The sequence below is a fragment of the Floccifex sp. genome (genome assembly GCF_051873495.1).
GTDB lineage: Bacteria > Bacillota_I > Bacilli_A > Erysipelotrichales > Erysipelotrichaceae > Floccifex.
Window position 1 is genome coordinate 13,145 of the sequence record NZ_JBJEEX010000092.1, and the last position, 21,921, is coordinate 35,065.

Genomic DNA, 21,921 nt, shown 5'->3' on the forward strand with positions numbered 1-21,921 from the left:
AAAACCTCCTACATAACAACTCTTTCTTTTTCTGCAGTTATTTGATTTTCATCGACTCCTTCAGTGCTTTCTGGAAGGAAAATTATTTTAATTGTGTATAAAATAATTTTTAAATCTAACAACAAACTTCTTTGATTGATGTACATTAAATCCATTTTTAATTTATTTTCTGGAGTGGTATTGTATTTTCCAAAAACTTGGGCATATCCACTTAGTCCGGCTGGAACTTGTAATCTAAGCGAAAATTCCGGTAAATTTTTAAGATATTCTTCTTCAATTTCTGGTCGTTCTGGTCTTGGACCTACAATTGACATATCTCCTTTTAAAATATTGAAAAGTTGAGGTAATTCATCAATTCGAGTCATACGAATAAATTTACCTACAGGAGTTATTCGCGAATCTCCTTTTGAAGATAGTCTAGCACCCTGACTTTCGGCATTGACAATCATGCTTCTAAACTTGTAAATTTCGAATTCTCTATGATTTTTTGTTAAGCGTACTTGTTTATAAAAAACAGGTCCTCCATCGTATAATTTGATTGCAAAAGCGACAATTAATAAGATAGGAGACAATATGATAAGGGCACATAAAGAGCAAACAATATCAAATGCTCTTTTGACTATTCTGTAATACCAAGTTTCAGAAACTCTTTTTGTTCGTAAAAATGGAATATCAAATGTATGAGATACATCAAAACTTCTTAAAACCAAGTCTTCAATATCTTGGGTAAGATATACTTCTTTTTCTTTTGAATAACAATAAAGAATTAATTCTCTTCTTATTTCTTTGTTTACATCGTATAGATAAATGCTCTCGCATTGATTAATTTCTTCTTTTATTTTGTCTATTGAAGCACAATCCGATAGACAAGTAACGACATTGTATCGATATTTTTTCTGATTTAATTTCTTTAAAAAATCTTGATATGATTCATCGCCGTATATGATCATGATTTTAACGGGTTCATCATACAAAGCAAATAATCGATTGCATATAAAAGTTATGACTAAAATAATGAGTAATTGCATAACTAATGTAAATAAATACGATAAAATATCTAATTTATCGATTCCATGAAACCAAAAAACAGATTCAATATATAAAATGGCATCTGAAATTCCATAAGAAAGCAATTGAAAATAAAGCAATTCTGTTAAACGATACAAACCAATTTTCTGTGCTTGATATAAACGAGCAAAAAACCAGTATGTAATGCAATAGATTATTCCTACTGCTACTAATGTTAATGTTCCATGATATCCTTCGGTCCATTCTCCACTGATATTCCAGTACCATAAAACTACAGCTGAGAAAAACGCAATTCCCAAAGTTATCAATATATATGTGTATTTTATAATGTTTTTCTTTTTATCCTGCGACATCTATTCTCACACCTCATTTCATCTTTTCAAACTATTGTGTGACAACAGAGTCATCGAACGTTTCTCCATTTAGTACACTAGAAATGGCCGATTTGACATTATTAACTGAATCCGGATTAGGTTGTGTAACATACAATGGTGTACTAGGCATTGAATAACAAATTTGCATATCCCCTGTCCCTTCTGCAGCAATGGATTTAATTTTCCAAGACTGTGGATTTGCTAATTGACTTTTAATAAGTGATTGAATTTGTTCCTGTGACATATTTGTATCGACATTGCCAGCAACACTTTTAATCAAATCACTTGCTCCTGTCAAAATCGCAGGTGATACAATTTTTTGAATCATAGCTGTAATAACAGCTTGTTGGTTTTTTCCACGCTGGAAATCTCCAGCCGCTAAATTCTTTCTTTCACGAGAGAAAGATAAAGCTTGTTTTCCATTAAAATGATTCATTCCTTGTGAAACATTTAATCCTCCAACGGTAGTAAACGCATATTCGGAATTCACATCAATTCCACCCAATGCATCAACCATTTCAACTAAAGAAGTAAAGTTAACACGTGCATAAAAATCAATATCGGCATCATATAATTTTCCTAATGTTGCCATAGAAACATCAACACCATAAATTCCTGCATGTGTTAATTTATCTAATTGACCATTAGTAACACCTGGGAACTCAACATAAAAATCACGTGGTGTTGTAACTAATAAAATTTGATGACTAGTAGGATTAACAACAGCTAAGATATTTACATCACTTCGACTATTTGTTTCAATGGCACCATATACATCAATTCCACTAATATATACAATAAATGGATTCTTTGTGATATCGTTTTGAGACGCATTTAAAACTGATTCATCAACATCTGTTTCAATTTCATGAGAATAAATAATTTTGATATTGTCACTAAAATCACCTGATTCATCTTCCAATAAACCCAAGTAAGCTTCATTTACGATAATGGCATTTCCATTTCCTTGATTTAAAACCTCAGATTGTTCTTGAATTCCACTACATTCAGTAGTCTTTATTGATGCTCCGACTTCATCATTAATTGCATCGATAGTTTCATGAATTTCTTCACTCTTAATTTGATATTGCACACCAAAGTTATAATCCTTCGCATCTTTAATTGTTTCAGCTGGATCCGATTTAAGAACAGCGACAACGACTTTGTCTAACTTTTTACCACCACTACTAATTTCTTCAACAGCTCCATTAGCTTTAAAAACATAAGTAGAAGCAAATACCAAAACAACACTCATTAAAATACTAAGCAATTTACCAAAGATTGCTTTTCTTTTAGAGTTATATTGTCCCAAAAACATAATAAGTAATAGAATTGCTAATATCTCAGCAATCAATACTAAGTACATATTTGGTAACATTCCTAATTTATAAAGAGACACAAAAAAAACAATAGAAGCAATTAATTGAAAAAAAGTAATTACGTATCCAATTCTTTTGCTCCATCGATTATTTCCATTTATTTTTTTCATCATTAACCCCATCTCTACCATTAGTAAACTAATCCTTTTTTTCGTAGAGTAAGTAACTCTAAGATACACAAAAAAGTGCCTAAAAAGATTATTATTGTTAATATATTATATAACAATCAAAAATAAAGTCAAAGTCGACTTGTCCTTTGAAAAAGTGAAACATCGATTCATGTGATTTTTAGCTAAATTTATGACATTATTTGTTTTCCTTTGATTTTTCTCCGTCAAATATGTGGTCAAACCAAGTAAGAAAATGTCAATAGTAAACAATAATAAATTTTATGAAAAGTAGGTGCTTTTATCTTCCATAGCCCTTAAATAATTGTACTTAATTGGTATTTTCTGTACTATCTTGAGTATTCACATATGGAGGTGTTTCCCCATTATTGATAGATTGAATATCCGCAATGGCATTATCAATCGTTGTTTGATCTGGATACATAACATAGGCATTCATTCCTAGTTCATACGCAAAATCAGAACCACCTGTTCCATTTAAACTATATTGATAAATAGACCAAGAACCACCATCGCTTAATTGTTTCTTCACAAGGGCAAAGAGCTTATTCATATCCATATTTGTTTGGAATAATTCATCCATGGAATCCATAATATCTGAGAAATTCATCAATAAATCTGGAGAAACCATTTTCTTAATGATAGCTGTAATCACCTGCATTTGGTTCTTTCCTCTTTGACGGTCTCCATCGGCATATGCTTTTCTTTCACGAGAATAAGCCAAGGCACATTTACCATCAAAGTGATTCCATCCTTCATTCACGACGCATCCACTACTAGCTGCATTGGCAAGATATTGATTGGAATATACATCAATTCCACCTAATAAATCTACTAATGTACTTAATGTATTAAAGTTAACTTTAACATTATAGTTAATTTCAATTCCCAATAAATTTTCGATTGTTTTTTCAGTTGTAGAGATTCCATGCCATCCAGTATGCGTTAATTTATCTTTTTGCCCAATCGCACATCCATCAACCGCATCACAAACTGTTTCTACATAATAATCTCTTGGAATGGACAATAATAAAACTTTTCTTGTCGTAGGATTAATTGTTACTACTAAGTTCACATCACTTCTTGATCCATCGGCATCGTCAAAAGAATTTGTTCTTGTATCAATTCCACTGATTAGTACACTAAAAGGTTCACTAACCACATCAGCATCAGCAACTTCATTTTCTTTTTCAATATAGTAAACATATGAATAAACTTCATGAATATCGTCTTCAAAATTTTCATATCCTTCATAGTCTTCTATAACATCTAGATACATTTGATCGATGCATATGCAGTCAATTGCTTGGCCTTTAAAATCTGCTATCAAATCCAATGAAGATGAATATTCTTTCACATTCACATCGAATCCTAATTTATCTAAACAAATATCTACGTTTTCTCTGTTTTTATTTTCTAATACACCAATCGTTCGTCCTTTTAAATCTTCTTTATCTTGAATGGAACTTAGTTTTAAGGCATATACACTAATGGTCTTTTTCATCTTTGTATCATTAGAACTTACTTTCATAATTGAATCCACTGTTTTATCAACATAAGTGACTCCTGCTACAGATGAAACAATTAGACAAAGAGATAAAATAGAAAGAATGATTTTGGCAATCATTTTTTTAGCTTTTATCCAAAAAACAACAATAATAAACACAATACAAATTAAAACCAATGCGATAGGAATAAATATCTTAGCAGGTAATATTCCTACGCCATTAATTTTAAATAAAAAGAATAATATAGAAATAATAGTAATTAAACTAAAATAAAAGCCAACATTTTTTAATAATTTTTTCATAGTGCTTCCTTTCTCGATTGTTACATCCTTCAAACAATCTCCTCATGACTTAAAATTGAGATTATCTATTCGCACAGTTATAAAGTTCTCATAAATCTGAATAAAGTTCTTCTCTATACACACCATCATGTATTAACTTTTTAAAACTTTCTATTACTGCCTCTTTATCCTCCTTATATGTAACACCAAACCACTTATCCGTTGTCTCTAGTGCTTTCACAGTAACCTTACCATCACGCAACAATCCTCCAATATGCGTTGGTAACAGATATTCCGCTTTCAAAGGATTGCTACTTACTGTGTTTTCAAAAAACTCAGTAAACCCTTTCTCTAAAACATTCATATACGAAGGAGCCTCTCCTTCTTTTGCTGGAAAGCCCCAAAAATTCATAGAAACATAACTTTCTGGATCAAGAATCTCTCCATTAGCTTCTGCACCAGCTTTCCCATTCACTATAGTTTTTACAATATTGCTGGTTTCAATCACATCAATGATATGTGTATGTCCATCTGCAACTTTGCAAACACCTCTAGTTACACCACCATTATCAGAAAGTGTATTTTTTAAAATAAAACCAGCCATTGCAATTGCATTATCTTGATGATCTAAAACCAACCAATCATGAATCTTTTGGAATGCTTCTTTTCCATAATAATCATCTGCATTGATAACCGCAAAAGGTTCATGAATCAAAGATTTTGCAGCAAGAACTGCCTGCCCGGTTCCCCAAGGTTTTGTTCTTCCCTCCGGTATTGAAAATCCTTCAGGTATTACCGCCATATCCTGAAAAGCATAGGCAACTTTCACTCCTAACTTGCCACATACCTTTTCTACACGATCACCAATACGTTCCCGGAAATCCGATTCAATATCTTTACGAATTACAAAGATAATCTTATTAAACCCTGCTTCTATTGCATCATGAATGGAATAATCCATAATAATTTCATCATTAAGGCCAACTGGCTCCAATTGTTTAATACCTCCACCAAATCGGCTACCAATACCAGCTGCCATAATTAATAACGTTGTATTTTTCATAAAATTATCACTCAGCCTGCTCTATCGAACTATTTTTGTCTTATACAAGATTGTCTTAATAAAATTTTTTATGCATCTCTTAGGATAACTAACCCAAACGCATAGACTGAATTTTTTTCCTTTACGTATTTCTTTTAAAAATTTATCACGCTGCTTTGGTTTTTCAGATGGACGATGCAACTGATGATTCCATTGTATTGCTCGCTCTAGATTAATATCTGAAAGATGTAAATCCGCTTGTTCCAAAAGTTCTTTTCCCTTCTCCGTTTGACAAAGTACAAGTGAAACTCCTTTGCATTGAATATCCTCCGCCAGTTCACTTCCCCAGGAATCACCTAATGTAATATCACCAACACGTTCAGTTTTGGCATATTTGCATTCATAACAATTTTCCGTATATGATGCTGCATCCAAAAATGTCATCAGGTAGTTATCTACAACTGTTGGAACTGTAAAGCGTTTTTGATTATTTTCCAAGTAAAACTTTGTTTTTTCACGGAACTTTATATTTGAAGCACTAACAAGATCTAACTGATAATCATTTAAAAATCGTTCAAGTATCTTTGGTGAAGGAGTCCCATGACAAATTAAATCTATTGTATACAAATTTTTTCTATCGCCTACAAAATTCTTTACTGCTGCTACTTGACATGGCAATCCGACAAACAAAACTTTTTTACCATTTCTCAGTAAATCAAATATCTTTTTATAAATACCTTTAGGATTGCTTTTCACATATTTGGAACCAGTGAATTTTTCTATTTCTTGTTCAGTCTGTGCACTAGAAAAACAAAAAAATCCATTTTCAAATGAACAACTACAAACTGTACCTCCATTATTTACAAAAGCTAATTCTATAGCAGACGCCACCCCTCCAGATGAGGCTTTCTTCCTAATTTTCTGATCATTAGCCCATCCTTCTTTCCACACTATAGGTTTTTGTTGAATTGGAGACTTATTTTCCTGACATATTTTTTCACAAGCGCCGCAGTTAATACACTTTTCTTCATCTATAATAGCATTATATGCCACTACAGAATCGACTACCTGAATAGCCTTCTTTGAACATATATCAACACATGCCATACAGCCTGCACATTGATCTTTTTTACATACAGTTTTCATATCTTGTTCACTTCCCTTTAATATCAATAATTCTCTTCACCATAGACAGCCACGGTTTACCCAAAATACAAACTGCCACTCCAAAAAGTATAACTTGAATTACAAACCCAATATTATTATTTAAATAAATGGCAACAGAAGACAAAATTAAAATAAGGCTTCCAAAAAGAAACTCAATATTTCCTATCTTGTAATTAATATATTTTCTTGTATGAATTAGCCTGAATAAGAATACACATACATAACTTATACAAGTGGCTATAGCCGCTCCATATACACCAATAAAAGGAATTAGAGCAAAGTTTAGTACAATATTGAAAATTGCACCAAACATTCCGGAAAATAAATAGCCAAAACTATCTTTATGAACAGTATAGCTAGTTGCCATAAATGATCCCAATGTCAAATAAACATACCCAATTATAAGGAATGGAGTATATTTCCATGCAGAAACAAATTCATCCGAAACGTATATACTCAAAAATGGTTTCACAAAAGTTAGTATGCCAATCCCTATCAGCATAACAATTCCTGTCAACATTTTAAAAACGCGATTATTATATTCCTCTTCATCGCATGCACCATCTTCCCTAATGGCAGAATAACCCCAAGCTTGATTAAAAATTGATGTTAAGGTTGAAACGAGTGTTGGTAATTTGTATGAAACAGCATATATACCATTGGCGGAAATTCCCACCATACTTGAAACCATTATTCTGTCAGAGGAATTCATAATCCACCACATAAATGAATTTGGTATCAATACTATTGAGTATTTTGACATATCTCTTAATAGTTTTTTATTTATTTTTTTTAGCCTAAAACTTTTATATCCCTTGCCTACAAGCAATGCATAAAAGGATGTAATAAGATTCGCACAGATAAATGCCAATAAATATCCTTCAATCTGCATTTTAAAAGCAAGAAGAAAAATAACGTTGAATAAAGCAATAAAAAAAGTATGTAGTATGTTACCTATAGAATAGTGGAGTAACTTCTCTTTTCCTCTCAAATCACATAAATAAAGCTGACTAGCCGCAGATGTTATTACATAAAAATAAGTCAATACTGCATATTGAGAAATTTGTTCAAATCGAGTGCAAATTGGGATAACAATCAATCCAATTAAACATGCAAACAAAAAGATATATGTACCTATTTGTGTGATTTGTTCCTGATCTGCATCCTTATCCAATGCAAATCTCATAACAGACTCACATATATTTATTGTAATAATTGGAATTGCCACCGTGCTAACAGTTGCCACTAAATCCACAACTCCATACTGTGCCGTAGTTAATGCACTTGTATATAACGGTACTAAAAAGAATGTAATTAATTTTGAGCCTAAATTTCCTAAGGTAAATAATAATGTGTTTTTCATTAAATATTTATTTCTGTTATTTTCCATTCTGCATCTCTTCCACTGACCACCATCTGTTATAAATTTTCTTCTAAATATTTTAACGTATCTTTTCTTGCTTCTTTAAGTACATTATCAATTCCAACTCTATCGAGTTCAACACTCAATACTTTTTCAAGCTCATTAATATCTGTAAGAACGTGATTTTCTATACTTAATCTTTTTGTTAAATCCTCTAACTTATTTCTATTACTATCCCTGATAATTACTGCCATTCTTTTTCCAAACTTAGCACCAAATATTGTGCCATGAAATGTATCTGTAACAATACAGTCTGCATTTTCAAAAGCTTTTAGTAACTCAAATGGAGTAAGAGGCTTCATTGTCTTTATCCATTTCTGTTCTCCAAAGGGAGCAATTAGCACTAGATTATATTTTTCACAATATTTTTTTATTGCATTTATTGTATCATCGTCCGATATTCTATCTTTATAAGCATAGACAATACAATATCGGTTAGGTAATTTTTTCTTTATATCTATGTCTCTAATTTCTTCAGAAAAATCACCAACTGCAACAGGATCTAAATTGTAATTACATTCTTTTTTTGTTAATGCGCGTACAAATTTTTCTGTATTTTCATCTCGAACAGATATTGAGTTCAAATTAGCCATAGCTGCCACAATAGCTGTTCTCAACTCATCCGTGAGATTCTCTTCTCTTGTAGAACCACAACATGCTGCATAAGTAATTACTCTTTTAGCGTTTTTTACATTACCGAATAACTGAGAATCAAATCCCCATTTAGATTTTTGCAGACAATTAAATACTTCATCACTACCTATAACACAAACATCATAAATAGTATTATCGGCAACTTTATTTATGTTCAGTTCGTTTAACCTGAATTTGTTATACATTCTTTCTGACATAATATTAGAAAGTTTGTTTATAACTCTTGATATTTGAAAAATTATCCAATTTGTATCTTTATCTTCACTACAAAAAGACAATTTTTCGCACTGCGCATTTAAATTTTCATCTTCTCCTCTTTTTATATCGATAAACTCCACTTGATGTCCAAATGTCTCAATCATTTTTTTTAACGAATATGCTTGTAGCACTGAACCATAGTTGTCTACTTTTTGCATAGATAAAATACCTATTTTCATAATCCTCCTTCTTATATTCCTCTTTTTAAATCTTAATTTTAATTTTTCTTCTATATTTCAAATCATTATTATTTGAACTCCATCTAATCAAACACAAACCTAGTAAGAAAAACCAATTTAATGAGATTTCAAAAATAGCTGCTATTATCATCCCATAAACAACAAGAGACAAATAGAATATACTATTTCCTTTCTCACCATGTTTAAAGCAATAATAAACTGTAAACACCAACACAATGATACCTAAAATACCAAAACTAACAAAAATTTCTAGCAGACCGTTTTGTGCATTGGCATACACACCAGTAAGATCCATCATGACGGAATTACTATATCCATATCCGGTCCACAAACTTCCTTTAATTACTCCCGCCAAATAACTTCCATAAATTTCTAGTCGTCCTGTTAGAGTATAGGATTTATGAAAAAAATCTGTTACAAGTCTATTTATGAAATCAATTTTTAAAATTGCTTCAATCCAAATAATTACCACTGCAGATAATATCAATGCAATCACAACATATCTTTCTTTCACTACCAACCGCTTTATTTTTTCCGGCATAAGATAAATTACAAATAGAGCTGCAAGCGTAATTGTTGCTGTTGCACATTCTACATATAGAGAAAATAAAATCGAAAAACAGAATATTGTAAATAAAGTGATTTTATTTTTCTTATTACTCATATCGTGGGAAGCTCCGTATAACGAAATTAAAAGGATAAACAAATAGGAAGATGTAAACTTATTTCCAAAGAAATATGCCGCATTGTTACTGTTATTGTCTATCCCTACCATTGCAACTGAAATAATTGTTAATATACAATAAATCAAATTCATGTTGTACATGCAGTCAATCAATCTATCTGAATAACCTTTTTGCTTACATAAGGCAGAAAAAGTATACAGATCGTAAAAAGTTAATGCATATAATAATGAATCTAAAAGATTTCTAAACCCGTAATTTCCTCGAATGGTTGCCACAATACTCGACAATATTACACTTGCGCAAAACATTAAAGAAACGTTCAATAGCATCTTTTTCTTACAACTGTATATCAAAAATAAAAATGTACCCACTAATATCAATATTTTCAGCATTTGTCTTACGGCATCCGGTAAAAAATATTGCTTGAAAACTGCTAAAAACAACGCACATGAAATTATGCTATAAATGTTTATTTTATATCTTGTCATATTACATTCCTTAATTTTTTATGCTATTTGCCAAAAAGTATAATCTCAAATTTATAGCAAACAATACTGCTTTAGCCTTATCTTTATAAAAACAAGTCTTCTTTAAAGGATAAAATCTATCAATATATTTTCTTTTTTCTTTTTGATATAACTTACCCTCGCTCATAGCCTTCATATAAAGCATTGCAATATGATTATTCATCAATCTGTATAACTGCTCATCTTCAATTGAATTTAATAGCTCATCCAATTCTCTACAACTATTGATAAGGTCAATCCCATTTTTCGTTTTGTCTGCTTTTCTCGTAATAGAATCATTTCTTCTTACATAATGATAATAAGCATACTCAGATGTATAGATTGTATCAGCCTTTAAAACAACTTGAGGTGTCCAAAGCTCATCTTCGTGATATATACCTACTTTAAAATATAATTCATTTATAATCAGAAACTCGCGTTTGAAAACGCCAAAACAAGCAGGCGCATATAAATTTCTACGTCTTAGCTCACTCTTCGCAAATTCAGATCCACTATATAAATGATTTTTAGTACTGATATATCCATATTTCTTTTCAATTTTGTTCTCACTTTCCTCATAGAATCCAAAATAGATTATGTCAGGATGCTTCTGATAAAGAATAGTGTTTTGAATTACTTGCAATGAACCATCTTCAATATAATCATCCGAATCCAAAAATAAAACATAGTCTCCTTGTGCCTTTTTCAATCCGATATTTCTAGTATCCGATAACCCAGCGTTTTTCTTCTTTTCAATTACTTGAACATTACTAATATGTTGGTATTGTTTAGCAATTTTCAATGATGAATCAGTTGAACAATCATCTATTAAAATCAACTCATAATCATTCATTTTTTGATTAATTACACTTTCTATACACCTTTTTAGATAATTTTCAACATTATATATAGGCACTATGATTGATAATAACATCTATAACTTTCCTCCCTTTTCAATTAAAAACTCTTTACCTACTCAAAATTGTGTAAAACATATTTTCGTATAAATTGTTTTATAGGGATTAATCTATATTTCAATTCCCTAATGATTCTATTTTCGGATTTCCAACTTGATGCATAATGATGAATTGAATAAGTATTTGCAGTAGATTTTATTTTTCTAGTTCCCATAGTCATGGGGCAAAAATATTCTGGTGGGAATATAGTTACATCACATATTTTTTGAACCTGTGAATCATCGCGCAAGCCATATTTTTTCAGCAATTCTGTAGTAATTGTCACACATGTAATTTGTTTGATAGAACCATCTTCATTTACCACATCTTTTTCTTCATAGAACTTTTTGTTTTCTAGAACAAATACATGTCCCTTGACTGCACCGAAGCCTAACCCTGTAGCTACACGTCCAATCTGTTCCATACCCATATATGCTTGATATGTTAATAAACTATCTAATGGTTTAAGAAGTTCAACATCAGTGTCCAAATATATTCCACCATATTGATAAATTACATCTAACCTTACATAATCAGTTAAAAAAGCCCACTTTTTACTTTTATATGCTGCTTTAACAAATTCATTTTTTTCTAGATTATAGTTACTTTCATTCCATTGTATAATTTCATAATCTGGACAGTATTTTTTCCAACTTTCGATACATTTAATAGCTTCTTGCGGTAACGGTTTTTCACCAAACCAACAATAATGAATAATTTTAGGTATCATATTTTTCTCCGCATTATTTCATTTCTTCATTAACTCTGTGACTATTTTTTCCAAATTGTCATTAAATACTTTATTGTTGCTTTTCATTTCAGATGGCATGGAACCTACAATAGCATCGTAGTTTACAATTATTTCTTGTAAATCATCAATATCAGTTACAGGAATAATAGTCCCCATTCGCTCTGCAACAGCCTTTGTAAAATCAACTTGATGATCATTTACATGCTCATCATATTGCTTCTGTCGTGGTACAACAATTGGAATTTTTCCAATTTGAAGTGGCATAATAAAACTAGCTGGTCCCCCTGATGTCAAGATAGGGACAACAATTTTTTCAAAAAAAGCAAAAAAATAAGCCGCATAAAGTTTCCCATTGGGTTAAAACCATTGGGAAGCCCTATGCGGCTTATTCGTACTTATTTTAATTATTAGACAATTTCAAATTCAATATCATGAACTTTCGGTTCAATATATTCCGAACACATCAGTGAAACGCTTACTTTGAATTTTCCTTTTCTAGCCGGAACAATATATATCCCATCAAACTCGGTATCATCTTTATGTGGCAACTGATTGCATTCAGCAAATATTGAGTTATCTCGTATAGATATTGATTCAAACACAGAAGAATTGGAGTTGTTAAAAATTGCCGGGTCTATAATCGGCAAGCTTCGAGCTGAGTAGAATGGCTGCATTCCGTCCATACTATTTTTCAACAAGCCATATACTGGATTTAAGTCGCTCATAAAACGTTCCTCTGCCTTTTCAATAGGATTCGGTGGAAGTTTTGGTGCTTTCGGCTCCTTCATTTTTTCGATATCATCAATGTCATATACAAAAATATCTTTTGGAAATACGATTGAGATTCTAATGTCGGTTGCTTTCGCTGTTCCCTTATTAAGCACTCTTAGCTTGAGCGCAACACCACCGTTTGTTATTGTCTTATATACGCTCATCTTGTGTGCATAATCATTTATTTCTTCTTCAGACGGTAGTGCTGCATTGTAAGCCTGCAAGTCCTTTTCTTTTACATACTTTTTTAAATGTGATTCAACGCAACTTAAATCAAGTGGTTCATACTTGTTTTTGTAGCATTCTCCATCATTATGATATAACTGGATCTTGATTGCATTATCTGAGCTATCAATAAGCAATTTTCCATGTGTTTTACCGTCCACTTCTTCATCATCCTGTTGATCCAGCACAACTGCGGCCATCAACTCAGGAACCCGCTTTACAATCTGTGATTTCAACTCAGCATTTTCCTGCTCAAGTTCTCTTATCTTTTTATTCAAACTGAGAATTTCTGCATGACTTGCTTCAATATCAAAGGCATCTCCTCTTATCCACCCTGGACGCTTTTTTCGATCCATTTGCTGATGTAAAGATTCTGAAACCTCTCTAGCAAGTTCGTCAATATTAGTCCACCACTGTACCGTTCGTCCTTTTTTAGCTTCTGTCTTGAAATCAGCCAGCTTTTTTATACTTTCTGGATCTTTTTCTATAAATTCCGGCTTAATTGCCACATCATCATCAATTATGAATACCAGAACAAGAATTTTCTTCTCTCTCGCATAGCGAAATTCCTTTTCCGTATAGCTAATTCCAGCATCCGATCCAGATTCTATTACAGAGCCATATCGCTGTCCCAAAATCAAAACATAATAATCCGAACTATCAATCGTCTCTTGTATGATTTCCCACTGTTCTTCGTCAGCAGCGTTAAACATCTCCATACCAACTGGGAAATGCATCATCGATAGGATGGCATCCCTTACTTTGCTACGGGCTTCTATCAAATCTTTATACGTTGACGAAATAAAAATCTGGTATTTCTTTTCCATGTTATATCACTTCCTTACAAGCTAGTGGTTCATTCCATAACCCATCAATTATTGTAGCGCATATAATTCTACTAATTCCTGAAGAATCTGTTCTTTCGTTCGTCCCACAAGCCCCAACTGTTTAACATCAACCGTTTCATTTTCCATTCGATCAACAAACTTCTGCATATCCTCATACACGCCACTAGGAGTGACAATCTTAACCGTAGGGTCAAGCAGTTCAGTCAAACGAAAAACATCATTTTTATGTTTCTTAATGTTTTTACTATCAACGTGTTCTCCGGCTGCTTTGCGATCCGTCAAATCCATCCATGCTTTCGCCTTGAACGGAATCAAATATGCAGCGTCCAAAACCGTTACTCCATCAACAGTCACTTTCCCCTGCTTCAAGAACTCATAGTAATCATCATCCAAAAGGATTGCAGACAAGCTCGATATATCCTCATCCATTGGCAGCGGTGTCAATACTGCATCATCTGGAAGTTGAATTGCATCCAGTTTTCTAGTGAACAGTTCGATCATTGCTGGATAACGGTTTGAAGTCGGGTGACTGAACCGATAAAACTGCGGCACACCAGAGCTTTTGTTACGATGTTCGTATCCAGCCTGTTTTACATAGTCCCAGAATTTTCTTCCAAAAGCCGCATCCACGGCTTCAATAATTAGAACAAGGTCAATGTCTTTTGTTGCACGGAAGTCTAAGCCTTCTTCTGTCATCAAGATGTCACACGCAGTTCCACCGATAATTGCATACTGGCTTTCGTTACCCTTGAACCATTCCTTAAAGCTTTCAATCCCTGTTACCATCTATCTTCCTCCACAGATTATTTAACATTTCTTCTACTGCTTCTTCTACCCGTTCATCTGCATCTTCCCTGAGCGATAATGCCAGAGAAAGTCCATCGACCATTTTTCCCTTCGATAATTTTCGTGGGTCATATCTCCACATTTCAACAGCCACCTGTGAATTTGAGTCCTGTAAATCCTTGGTCATACAGTCATTCCACTGAGATATTTTTTCTGAAGCATAGCACCGAACACTAGGCGCATTGAGCATCGAATACTCCGCCAATGCGAAATATCCGCTCTCCAACAATTCACTCTTTACTTCCTCGCATGGAACATAGACCGTCCTTTTCACAGGATTGAGCAGAACTTTCTCTGCTTTGTAAAATAACTCTTTGGCAGAGTTTTCCGAAAGCAGTATCTTCTGCACTCCATTTTTTCTTGATCGCAGAAATCCCATTCCTTCAAGTTGTTTAGAAGCTCTGGAAATAGACGTTGGTGTCAAATCCAAATCTTTTGCAGCTTGACTTGTAGACAGCTCCTTTGCTCCCTCATAAATATAGTAAAGCAACAGCATCTGCGCCGATGGCAAGATTTCTTCTCTGTCACTCTTTTCTGCATCACAGCGTTCCTGCAAATATGCTGCCATAAAGGGCAGATAAATTTGCTTTCCATCCACAATAAATGCTATTTTCTCTCGAAGCAAATACTCTTTCTGCCGTGCAGTGATCTGTTCCAATACTAAAATCACCGGACAATCCGCAACCTTTTTCACACGTTCCAGATGCTTTTTTAATGTTTCCACCTGCTCCAATTCGGTTTTAGGATACAAAAAAACAGCTTTTTGACCACTCAGAGATACTTTCTGTGAATCATACCTTGTACTGATGAAGTTTGGCAAATGCTCTAAAGCTTTATTTTCATATAGCACTTCAATTCCTAAAACTCGCTTAAGGTATTCCACTCTATCGCCTCCATTCACAACTCTTTTTCTGTATTATAACTCATTTTAAGTTAAGATACAATATAAAAGTTATGATTATCCAAATCCAGCTATTGAAACACCAATATTTTCCAAACAATTTTGCTTTCATTTCACTTCTTGATACCCCTCCCTTACCGTGCTATACTATTATCAAATCAAATATTGAGGGAGTGCATTGTTATGAGCAAAAAGCTTGTTGCCTATTTTTCTGCCAGCGGCATTACCGCAAAAGTTGCCGAAGATTTAGCAAATGCCATCGGTGCAGACATTTTTGAAATCCGTCCCGAAGTCCCTTACACAAAAGCCGATCTGAACTGGATGGATAAGAAATCCCGCAGCACCATCGAAATGAGCGATCCTACCTCTCGCCCTGCCATCGCTGCCAAGCGTGATAACATGGACGAATACGACACCATCTTTGTCGGATTCCCTATCTGGTGGTATATTGCTCCGACGATCATCAATACATTTCTGGAAAGCTATGATTTGAAGGGTAAAACAATCATCCCCTTTGCCACATCTGGCGGCAGCGACATGGGCAAGACCAATGAAAAGCTTGCTCCTAGCTGCCCTGGTTCCAAGCTCCTGCATGGTAAGGTATTCAATTCCTATTCCAGCAAAGCCGACTTGTCTGCATGGGTGGAAGCCCTCAGCCTCTAATAGGACACATTCCTGCGGAATGAAATACCCGCTTGGTCGAGAAGATTTTCCGAATCCTCTCACCCAGACGGGTATTCTTTTTCTTATACCACTTCTTCCATCCAATTATACGCCATACTTTTCCAACGCTCTCCGAATCACATCCTCACAGTTGAACTCTATCTTCATCGTCTGGTCGTCGTACAGATAGACCATGCTCACAAAGGCATCCACACACTCTTTTGTCAGCCCGCCTATATACGTTTTCTCACTGGCCTGTTTTGTCAGAGCGCGGATTTCTTCATCCAGTTCATCGGCGCACTCCTGTTCTTCCTTTTCTGTCTGTATGCTATCCTGCAATGCAGCCAGTTTTTCCGAAAGGATCTTTTTCTTTTCTATGTACGTATCTCGCCGCAGCACACCGTCCGCATACGATTCATATAGTTTGATTTGCTCTACCCGAATGGCTTCTGCTTGCTTTTCCAAGTCCTCAATGTCCACGCAGCGCACCGTGATAGACTGCTTTTCCTGCATTCCCTGATTTACCACATCCAGCGCATAGAATACTGTTTTTATCGCACGAGCCACTTTTGCGTTCACCGAATGTTCTCTGTAATAGCCGCCGTAGCATTTAGAGAACTTTCCGGCTGACCGTTTATAGCCGCAATAGAAAACCATTTCCCCATATTGCCTTTCGTGGCGAAGCTGCCGATTACAGTTTCCGCAGCAGATTTTTCCTTTTAACGCAAAATCATCGCCCACCTTATACTGAATTGGAGTTACTTTACGGATTGCTTTCTGTGCCTGATAGTATTCATCTCTTGTCACGATGGCCGCATGAGCGTTTTCTGCGATGATCCACTTATCCTCCGGGAGCGTCCGAACAGAGGTAGTATTCACGTCAATTTTCTTTCTTCTCCCCATAACCAGCGCACCAGTGTATTCATACCGTCTAAGGATTCTCCACACGATTGCTGCGTTCCATAACATTTCACTGTCCGGGGCAATAATAGGATTGCTGCCCATCAGCAGATTCTTTCGTTTCGCATACAATCCCGGCGTAGGAAAATTTAATTCGTTCATGCCGTAGGCGATCTGCGTTGTATTGCGGCCGGACAATGCTAATTCAAATACTTTTTTCACGCAGGGTGCTGCCTCCGGGTCAATCTCCCACCGCTGCACACCTTTCTTGTTCCACACATATCCAAAAGGGACATTCGTGCAGGTGGCTTTCCCGTTCTTCCAGTTCGTTTCCAGAGCAGCCCGAATCTTTTTCGCAATATCCCGGCTATACATATTATTCACCAGATTGCTGACCGCCACTTCGATTCCCGGTGTTCCGTTGTTCAGTTTCATGCTGTCAAAGGAATTATTCACAGCAATAAACCGAACTCCCATCAACGGAAAAATCTGTTCAATGTAATCGCCAACACCGATATAGTCACGACCAAGGCGGGATAAATCCTTTACCATGATGACTTTTATATCGCCCTGCTTCAAATCCACGATCATTTTCTGAAAAGCCGGACGATTAAAATTTGTTCCAGTATAGCCATCATCTACATATTCTACAATCTCGCCAAACAAATCTTCCCGCTTCCCAATGTAATCGTGGAGCAGCATCCGTTGGTTCTCAATGCTGTTACTTTCATCCTTGCTGCCCTTTTTCAAATCTCCGTCTGCCAATGATAAGCGGAGATAGATTGCAATTTTATCATTCATTCTGAACCTCCGACATGATTGCAAGCACTTCCTGATAGGGGTCGCTACACTTAAATTCGACCTCCACAGAATTGTCCATTCCTACATAGATTCTCTTGATAAGTTCATGCACCAGTTCTTCATCAAATTCATTTTGATTCAGAATCCCGCGCATCCGCTCCATCTGCGCATCGCAGATTTTGATTCTTTTTTCCAGTTCCAATGCACGTTGACGCTGCTTTTGCAGTTCATGTTCCAACCGCTGCTTTTCTGCTATGTAGTGTTCCTTTAGCTGACTGTATTCATCTTCGTCCAGAATTTCAGCTTTATAGTCCTCATATAAGCGCAACCGCCGTTCTTCAGCTTCCTGAATCCGAAACAGGATAGAGTTTTCTTTCATCTTGATGGAACGGGCTGAATCTAGATTGCTGCCGCGCATCATGTCTTTTACCAGCTTTTCTTCTTCACACATGGTAGACACCAGATGATGAATCTGATCCATCGCCACCATCATCAGCATTTTCTCCGGCACCGCATGATAGGCACAGGGAGTCGTGTTCTTCTTTCTTTTGCAAATGAACACTCCATAGTGCGTTTCTTTCACCGTACCATGCACACGCCGTTCAAACGTCATGTTGCGTCTGCAGCAACCACAGTAAACCATTCCCGATAGATGGTTATAACACTTCTCTCTGGTTGCTTTGGAACGAGCCATCGCCCTTTCCCGTTTTTCCTTATTCTGCTCCCGCCGTGCCTGCACTTTTTCAAAATCCGATTTCAGAATGATTGCTTCATGAGCGTTTTCAACAATATGCCATTCCTTCTTTTCCACAGGATGGAGGCCAATCCCTTTGTATGATGCAGTTTGCGTTTTTCCCGATACCAGTTCTCCAATATAGGCACTGCTGTTTAAAATACGAAGAACCGTACTGGGGTGCCATTTATTATAGGTAGAGTCATCTCCCTCATGCAATTTGCGATTCAGCCGTTCGTTCGGCCTTGCCACTTCTAAAAATTCCAACCTGCGGGCAATTTCGTTTGTGCTCACTCCTGCAAGATACCATTGATAGATCAGTTTGACCCACTTCGCATCCTCAGTCGCTTCAAACTTATTTCCCTGTTGGTTCAACTGATAGCCATACGGGGTACACCACGATGTAGGGATTCCCTTTTCACGGCGCATCTGGTAACTAAGGCTGATTTTCTTTGAAATGTCCTTAGCGTAAAAGCTGTTTACCATGTTCTTGATGGGAACCGCAAGACTATCCACATCCGACTGCCGGATGTTGTCAAAATCATCGTTGATGGCGATAAAGCGAACATGGAGCATCGGGAAAATAGTTTCCAGATAGCTTCCCGTTTCGATATAGTCACGACCAAATCGAGATAAGTCCTTCACAACGATGCACTGAATTTTGCCTGTCCGTACATCCTGCATCATACGCTCAAATTCTGGTCGGTCAAAACGTGTTCCCGTAAAACCGTTGTCTGCATAGGTATCGGTCAGCGTCAGTTCCGGGTTTTCCCTGATATAATTATGAATTTGCAAAATCTGTGTGTGCAGGGAATCTTCTGTTTCATGCCCGCCGTTCTCAACCGACAGCCGCGCATACGCTGCCGTGCGCAGAAGTTCTTTTTCGTTTTGCTGTACGGCCTCCTGCACAGCAGCCTGTGGCATCATATTCTTTCTACTCTTTCTTGCCATTACAATCTTCCTCTCCGCTGTTCAGCCATTCTTCCGGGAAGAATCCCTTCCACTCGCTTTCTTGTAGGATCACTTCTACCTGTTCAAAATCTACGATCCATACATGGTCAAGCCATTCTTTAAGATGTGTGCGCTCCAATTTTTCAGGAATTGAAATCGCTCGGAACTTCATCAACCAGGGATTCCCATGGCTAAATGCTTTTTCTATATCATTAACAGCCAGCATTACTTTTTTAAAGTCCGCTTCCTGCTTCTGGACTGCTCCCTGATACTGATGTTCATACTCATCTACCTGTTCTAGCGAAATTGATCCCTGCTCGTATTCCCGATAAACTGCTGTTCGTTCATCGTCCTTGGCCATCAAGTGCGCAACGATCTCATTTGCTCTTTTTCTGTACTGCAACAGTCCAGCATCCATGCACTGCTTGACTTTCTCAGGATTCAAGTCCAGCACCCTATCAATATGCACAGCTTGCATTTTTTCTTTTTCCAAAGCTGAAAGAATCTCTCGAAGGATTTTCTCGCTTTCGATGAAAGGGGCTTTTCCAGAGAAGCATCTATACCCCTTGTCAAACGAATAGATTTGCTGGCTTTCATCTTCTGATGTTCTGCACAGCAGACCTTTTCCGCTTTCTTTGTCATAGATTTTTTTGAAGAGTAGATTTGGTTTTTTTCGGGCCTTTTTTCTCGAAGGCAACCTCGTAGATTCCAACTTTTTCTGAGCTTTCTGAAATTCCGTCTCTGAAACAATCGCCGGAACCTCCAATTCTCGCTTTGCCTTTGCCAGTGTCAGCGTACACTTTCCGATATAGAGTGGATTTTTCAAAATCGAGCGAATGGTTGAATCCGGCCACTTGATTTTTGTTCTTGACCTTTTTTTCTTTGCCATCTGGATTTGTGGAGATGGAACGTCCTGTGCATCCAATGCTCTTGCGATTTCCGGGATTTTCATATCTTCCAGATACATCTGAAAAATCAGCTTTACAACCTGTGCGCTCTCAGGATTAAGAACAAGGTTTCTGCGATCTTCCGACAGCGCATAACCATATTTAGCCTGTCGATGGGTCAATGTACCTTCTTCAAAGTGATTCTGGCGATTGGTAATAAATTCCGAACGAATCTTATCAATGGTCTTTCCATTGAAATACTCTGCAACTTCTTCGGCAGTTTTATCTGCGCTGCAAAAGTCATCTTCCACAACTGCAAATTGGATGCCAAGCGGATAGAACGTCCTCTACAGTGCTTCAATGGCAAACGGAAGGGTTCTTCCACAGCAGAAGATAGAATCCACAACAACTGCATCAAATTTCCGCGCCATCCCATCCTGTACCAATTTGTCAAAGCCCTCTGTGGCTTCTGCTGTTCTCTTGCGATCACTGTATTTTTCGGATACGCTGCACCCGCGCTTTTTTAGATAACGTGCAATGCGCTCATTCTGTTCTGCAATCGTATCGGATGGATTTTATTCTCCGATCCTGCTGGAAATCGACCTTGTATAACTGACCCATTTCATTCCTCTGCCACCTCATTTCCATGATGTGCTTGATATTCCATAAATTTTTCTGTGATACTGTGCAGTTAATCCTCGAAGCAGAAATGAATTTCAATCTCTGTTTTGCTATGAACATCTATGTGGTCAATCAGTTCCACCACGACCCTGCGTTCGAGCGTTTTGATATGTTCGTACTGCTTAAATTCTTCCAACCAAGTAGGAAGCAGTGTGTCGTGCTTTAATGCCTCCTGCTTCTTTTCGCGGATTTCCTGAATCTTATCCTGTGCCTCTTTTATCTTCTGCGCAAAGCGAGTATTCATTTCTCCGTACTCTTCCCGACTGACAACATCATCGCATAAGTCCTGATACAGACGGATTTTCAAATTACTGTACTGGTACTATGTCAAGATTTCGGACAACCCTAATATCTCGATTGAATAATTTCAAC

General features: G+C 36.0%; 20 protein-coding genes. 1 reads left to right on the forward strand and 19 read right to left on the reverse strand.

Annotated features, from left to right (window positions below; genetic code table 11):
* Window positions 1-8: 8 nt before the first annotated feature.
* The 14 genes from ACI313_RS05420 to ACI313_RS05485 all read right to left on the reverse strand — a co-directional run bounded on the left by ACI313_RS05420 (window position 9) and on the right by ACI313_RS05485 (window position 15,915).
* Window positions 9-1,382: an exopolysaccharide biosynthesis polyprenyl glycosylphosphotransferase gene (locus ACI313_RS05420; RefSeq protein WP_320104469.1), complete on the reverse strand. Its 1,374-nt coding sequence runs from the start codon at window positions 1,380-1,382 to the stop codon at window positions 9-11.
* Window positions 1,383-1,413: 31 nt separating this feature from the next.
* Window positions 1,414-2,892 (reverse strand): LCP family protein, encoded by a 1,479-nt coding sequence (locus ACI313_RS05425; protein ID WP_439755485.1) that lies wholly within the window; start codon window positions 2,890-2,892, stop codon window positions 1,414-1,416.
* Between the two features lie 328 nt (window positions 2,893-3,220).
* The gene (locus ACI313_RS05430) at window positions 3,221-4,720 is read right to left on the reverse strand and encodes an LCP family glycopolymer transferase (RefSeq protein WP_439755486.1); all 1,500 of its coding nucleotides are present in this window, start codon (window positions 4,718-4,720) and stop codon (window positions 3,221-3,223) included.
* Between the two features lie 88 nt (window positions 4,721-4,808).
* A complete protein-coding gene (locus tag ACI313_RS05435) occupies window positions 4,809-5,762 on the reverse strand; it encodes a sugar phosphate nucleotidyltransferase (RefSeq protein WP_439755487.1) in 954 nt (317 codons plus the stop codon).
* 21 nt (window positions 5,763-5,783) lie between these two features.
* Entirely contained in the window at window positions 5,784-6,887 is a 1,104-nt protein-coding gene (locus ACI313_RS05440; RefSeq protein WP_439755488.1) for a Coenzyme F420 hydrogenase/dehydrogenase, beta subunit C-terminal domain, read from the reverse strand.
* Window positions 6,888-6,894: 7 nt separating this feature from the next.
* Window positions 6,895-8,298 (reverse strand): oligosaccharide flippase family protein, encoded by a 1,404-nt coding sequence (locus ACI313_RS05445; protein ID WP_439755489.1) that lies wholly within the window; start codon window positions 8,296-8,298, stop codon window positions 6,895-6,897.
* A gap of 29 nt (window positions 8,299-8,327) precedes the next feature.
* Complete coding sequence (locus ACI313_RS05450; protein ID WP_439755490.1) at window positions 8,328-9,422, reverse strand: polysaccharide pyruvyl transferase family protein; 1,095 nt, start codon at window positions 9,420-9,422, stop codon at window positions 8,328-8,330.
* Window positions 9,423-9,447: 25 nt separating this feature from the next.
* On the reverse strand, window positions 9,448-10,617 hold the full coding sequence (locus ACI313_RS05455; protein WP_439755491.1) for an O-antigen ligase family protein: 1,170 nt from the start codon (window positions 10,615-10,617) through the stop codon (window positions 9,448-9,450).
* 10 nt (window positions 10,618-10,627) lie between these two features.
* Complete coding sequence (locus ACI313_RS05460; protein WP_439755492.1) at window positions 10,628-11,569, reverse strand: glycosyltransferase; 942 nt, start codon at window positions 11,567-11,569, stop codon at window positions 10,628-10,630.
* Window positions 11,570-11,607: 38 nt separating this feature from the next.
* A complete protein-coding gene (locus tag ACI313_RS05465; RefSeq protein WP_439755493.1) occupies window positions 11,608-12,321 on the reverse strand; it encodes a glycosyltransferase family 32 protein in 714 nt (237 codons plus the stop codon).
* An 18-nt stretch (window positions 12,322-12,339) separates the two neighbouring features.
* Window positions 12,340-12,636, reverse strand: a complete 297-nt coding sequence (locus ACI313_RS05470; RefSeq protein ID WP_439755494.1) for a glycosyltransferase — start codon at window positions 12,634-12,636, stop codon at window positions 12,340-12,342.
* A 113-nt stretch (window positions 12,637-12,749) separates the two neighbouring features.
* A complete protein-coding gene (locus ACI313_RS05475) occupies window positions 12,750-14,165 on the reverse strand; it encodes a DUF4062 domain-containing protein (protein ID WP_439755495.1) in 1,416 nt (471 codons plus the stop codon).
* A 48-nt stretch (window positions 14,166-14,213) separates the two neighbouring features.
* Window positions 14,214-14,972, reverse strand: coding sequence for a hypothetical protein (locus ACI313_RS05480; RefSeq protein ID WP_423733599.1), 759 nt, complete (start codon window positions 14,970-14,972; stop codon window positions 14,214-14,216).
* Complete coding sequence (locus ACI313_RS05485) at window positions 14,956-15,915, reverse strand: MarR family transcriptional regulator (protein ID WP_112148200.1); 960 nt, start codon at window positions 15,913-15,915, stop codon at window positions 14,956-14,958. Before ACI313_RS05485 ends, ACI313_RS05480 begins: the two co-directional genes overlap by 17 nt.
* A 201-nt stretch (window positions 15,916-16,116) precedes the next feature.
* Here ACI313_RS05485 and ACI313_RS05490 point away from each other — a divergent pair, with 201 nt between their 5' ends.
* A complete protein-coding gene (locus tag ACI313_RS05490) occupies window positions 16,117-16,596 on the forward strand; it encodes a flavodoxin (RefSeq protein ID WP_439755496.1) in 480 nt (159 codons plus the stop codon).
* 105 nt (window positions 16,597-16,701) lie between these two features.
* Here ACI313_RS05490 and ACI313_RS05495 read toward each other — a convergent pair whose 3' ends face one another.
* The 5 genes from ACI313_RS05495 to ACI313_RS05515 all read right to left on the reverse strand — a co-directional run bounded on the left by ACI313_RS05495 (window position 16,702) and on the right by ACI313_RS05515 (window position 21,793).
* Window positions 16,702-18,297, reverse strand: coding sequence for a recombinase family protein (locus ACI313_RS05495; RefSeq protein ID WP_439755497.1), 1,596 nt, complete (start codon window positions 18,295-18,297; stop codon window positions 16,702-16,704).
* Window positions 18,290-19,981, reverse strand: a complete 1,692-nt coding sequence (locus tag ACI313_RS05500) for a recombinase family protein (RefSeq protein ID WP_439755498.1) — start codon at window positions 19,979-19,981, stop codon at window positions 18,290-18,292. The genes ACI313_RS05495 and ACI313_RS05500 overlap by 8 nt, the downstream gene beginning before the upstream one ends.
* Window positions 19,965-21,179 (reverse strand): recombinase family protein, encoded by a 1,215-nt coding sequence (locus ACI313_RS05505; protein WP_439755499.1) that lies wholly within the window; start codon window positions 21,177-21,179, stop codon window positions 19,965-19,967. The genes ACI313_RS05500 and ACI313_RS05505 overlap by 17 nt, the downstream gene beginning before the upstream one ends.
* Window positions 21,180-21,215: 36 nt before the next feature.
* Complete coding sequence (locus ACI313_RS05510; RefSeq protein WP_439755501.1) at window positions 21,216-21,428, reverse strand: recombinase family protein; 213 nt, start codon at window positions 21,426-21,428, stop codon at window positions 21,216-21,218.
* A 131-nt stretch (window positions 21,429-21,559) separates the two neighbouring features.
* Window positions 21,560-21,793: a DUF4368 domain-containing protein gene (locus ACI313_RS05515; RefSeq protein WP_439755500.1), complete on the reverse strand. Its 234-nt coding sequence runs from the start codon at window positions 21,791-21,793 to the stop codon at window positions 21,560-21,562.
* Window positions 21,794-21,921 lie beyond the last annotated feature (128 nt).

What these genes read in the sequence shown, in the direction of transcription:
- ACI313_RS05420 (WP_320104469.1), bottom strand. Translation starts at nt 1,382, where the DNA reads ATGTCGCAGGATAAAAAGAAAAACATTATAAAATACACATATATATTG.
- ACI313_RS05425 (WP_439755485.1), bottom strand. Translation starts at nt 2,892, where the DNA reads ATGAAAAAAATAAATGGAAATAATCGATGGAGCAAAAGAATTGGATAC.
- ACI313_RS05430 (WP_439755486.1), bottom strand. Translation starts at nt 4,720, where the DNA reads ATGAAAAAATTATTAAAAAATGTTGGCTTTTATTTTAGTTTAATTACT.
- ACI313_RS05435 (WP_439755487.1), bottom strand. Translation starts at nt 5,762, where the DNA reads ATGAAAAATACAACGTTATTAATTATGGCAGCTGGTATTGGTAGCCGA.
- ACI313_RS05440 (WP_439755488.1), bottom strand. Translation starts at nt 6,887, where the DNA reads ATGAAAACTGTATGTAAAAAAGATCAATGTGCAGGCTGTATGGCATGT.
- ACI313_RS05445 (WP_439755489.1), bottom strand. Translation starts at nt 8,298, where the DNA reads ATGGAAAATAACAGAAATAAATATTTAATGAAAAACACATTATTATTT.
- ACI313_RS05450 (WP_439755490.1), bottom strand. Translation starts at nt 9,422, where the DNA reads ATGAAAATAGGTATTTTATCTATGCAAAAAGTAGACAACTATGGTTCA.
- ACI313_RS05455 (WP_439755491.1), bottom strand. Translation starts at nt 10,617, where the DNA reads ATGACAAGATATAAAATAAACATTTATAGCATAATTTCATGTGCGTTG.
- ACI313_RS05460 (WP_439755492.1), bottom strand. Translation starts at nt 11,569, where the DNA reads ATGTTATTATCAATCATAGTGCCTATATATAATGTTGAAAATTATCTA.
- ACI313_RS05465 (WP_439755493.1), bottom strand. Translation starts at nt 12,321, where the DNA reads ATGATACCTAAAATTATTCATTATTGTTGGTTTGGTGAAAAACCGTTA.
- ACI313_RS05475 (WP_439755495.1), bottom strand. Translation starts at nt 14,165, where the DNA reads ATGGAAAAGAAATACCAGATTTTTATTTCGTCAACGTATAAAGATTTG.
- ACI313_RS05480 (WP_423733599.1), bottom strand. Translation starts at nt 14,972, where the DNA reads ATGGTAACAGGGATTGAAAGCTTTAAGGAATGGTTCAAGGGTAACGAA.
- ACI313_RS05490 (WP_439755496.1), top strand. Translation starts at nt 16,117, where the DNA reads ATGAGCAAAAAGCTTGTTGCCTATTTTTCTGCCAGCGGCATTACCGCA.
- ACI313_RS05495 (WP_439755497.1), bottom strand. Translation starts at nt 18,297, where the DNA reads ATGAATGATAAAATTGCAATCTATCTCCGCTTATCATTGGCAGACGGA.
- ACI313_RS05500 (WP_439755498.1), bottom strand. Translation starts at nt 19,981, where the DNA reads ATGGCAAGAAAGAGTAGAAAGAATATGATGCCACAGGCTGCTGTGCAG.
- ACI313_RS05515 (WP_439755500.1), bottom strand. Translation starts at nt 21,793, where the DNA reads ATGAATACTCGCTTTGCGCAGAAGATAAAAGAGGCACAGGATAAGATT.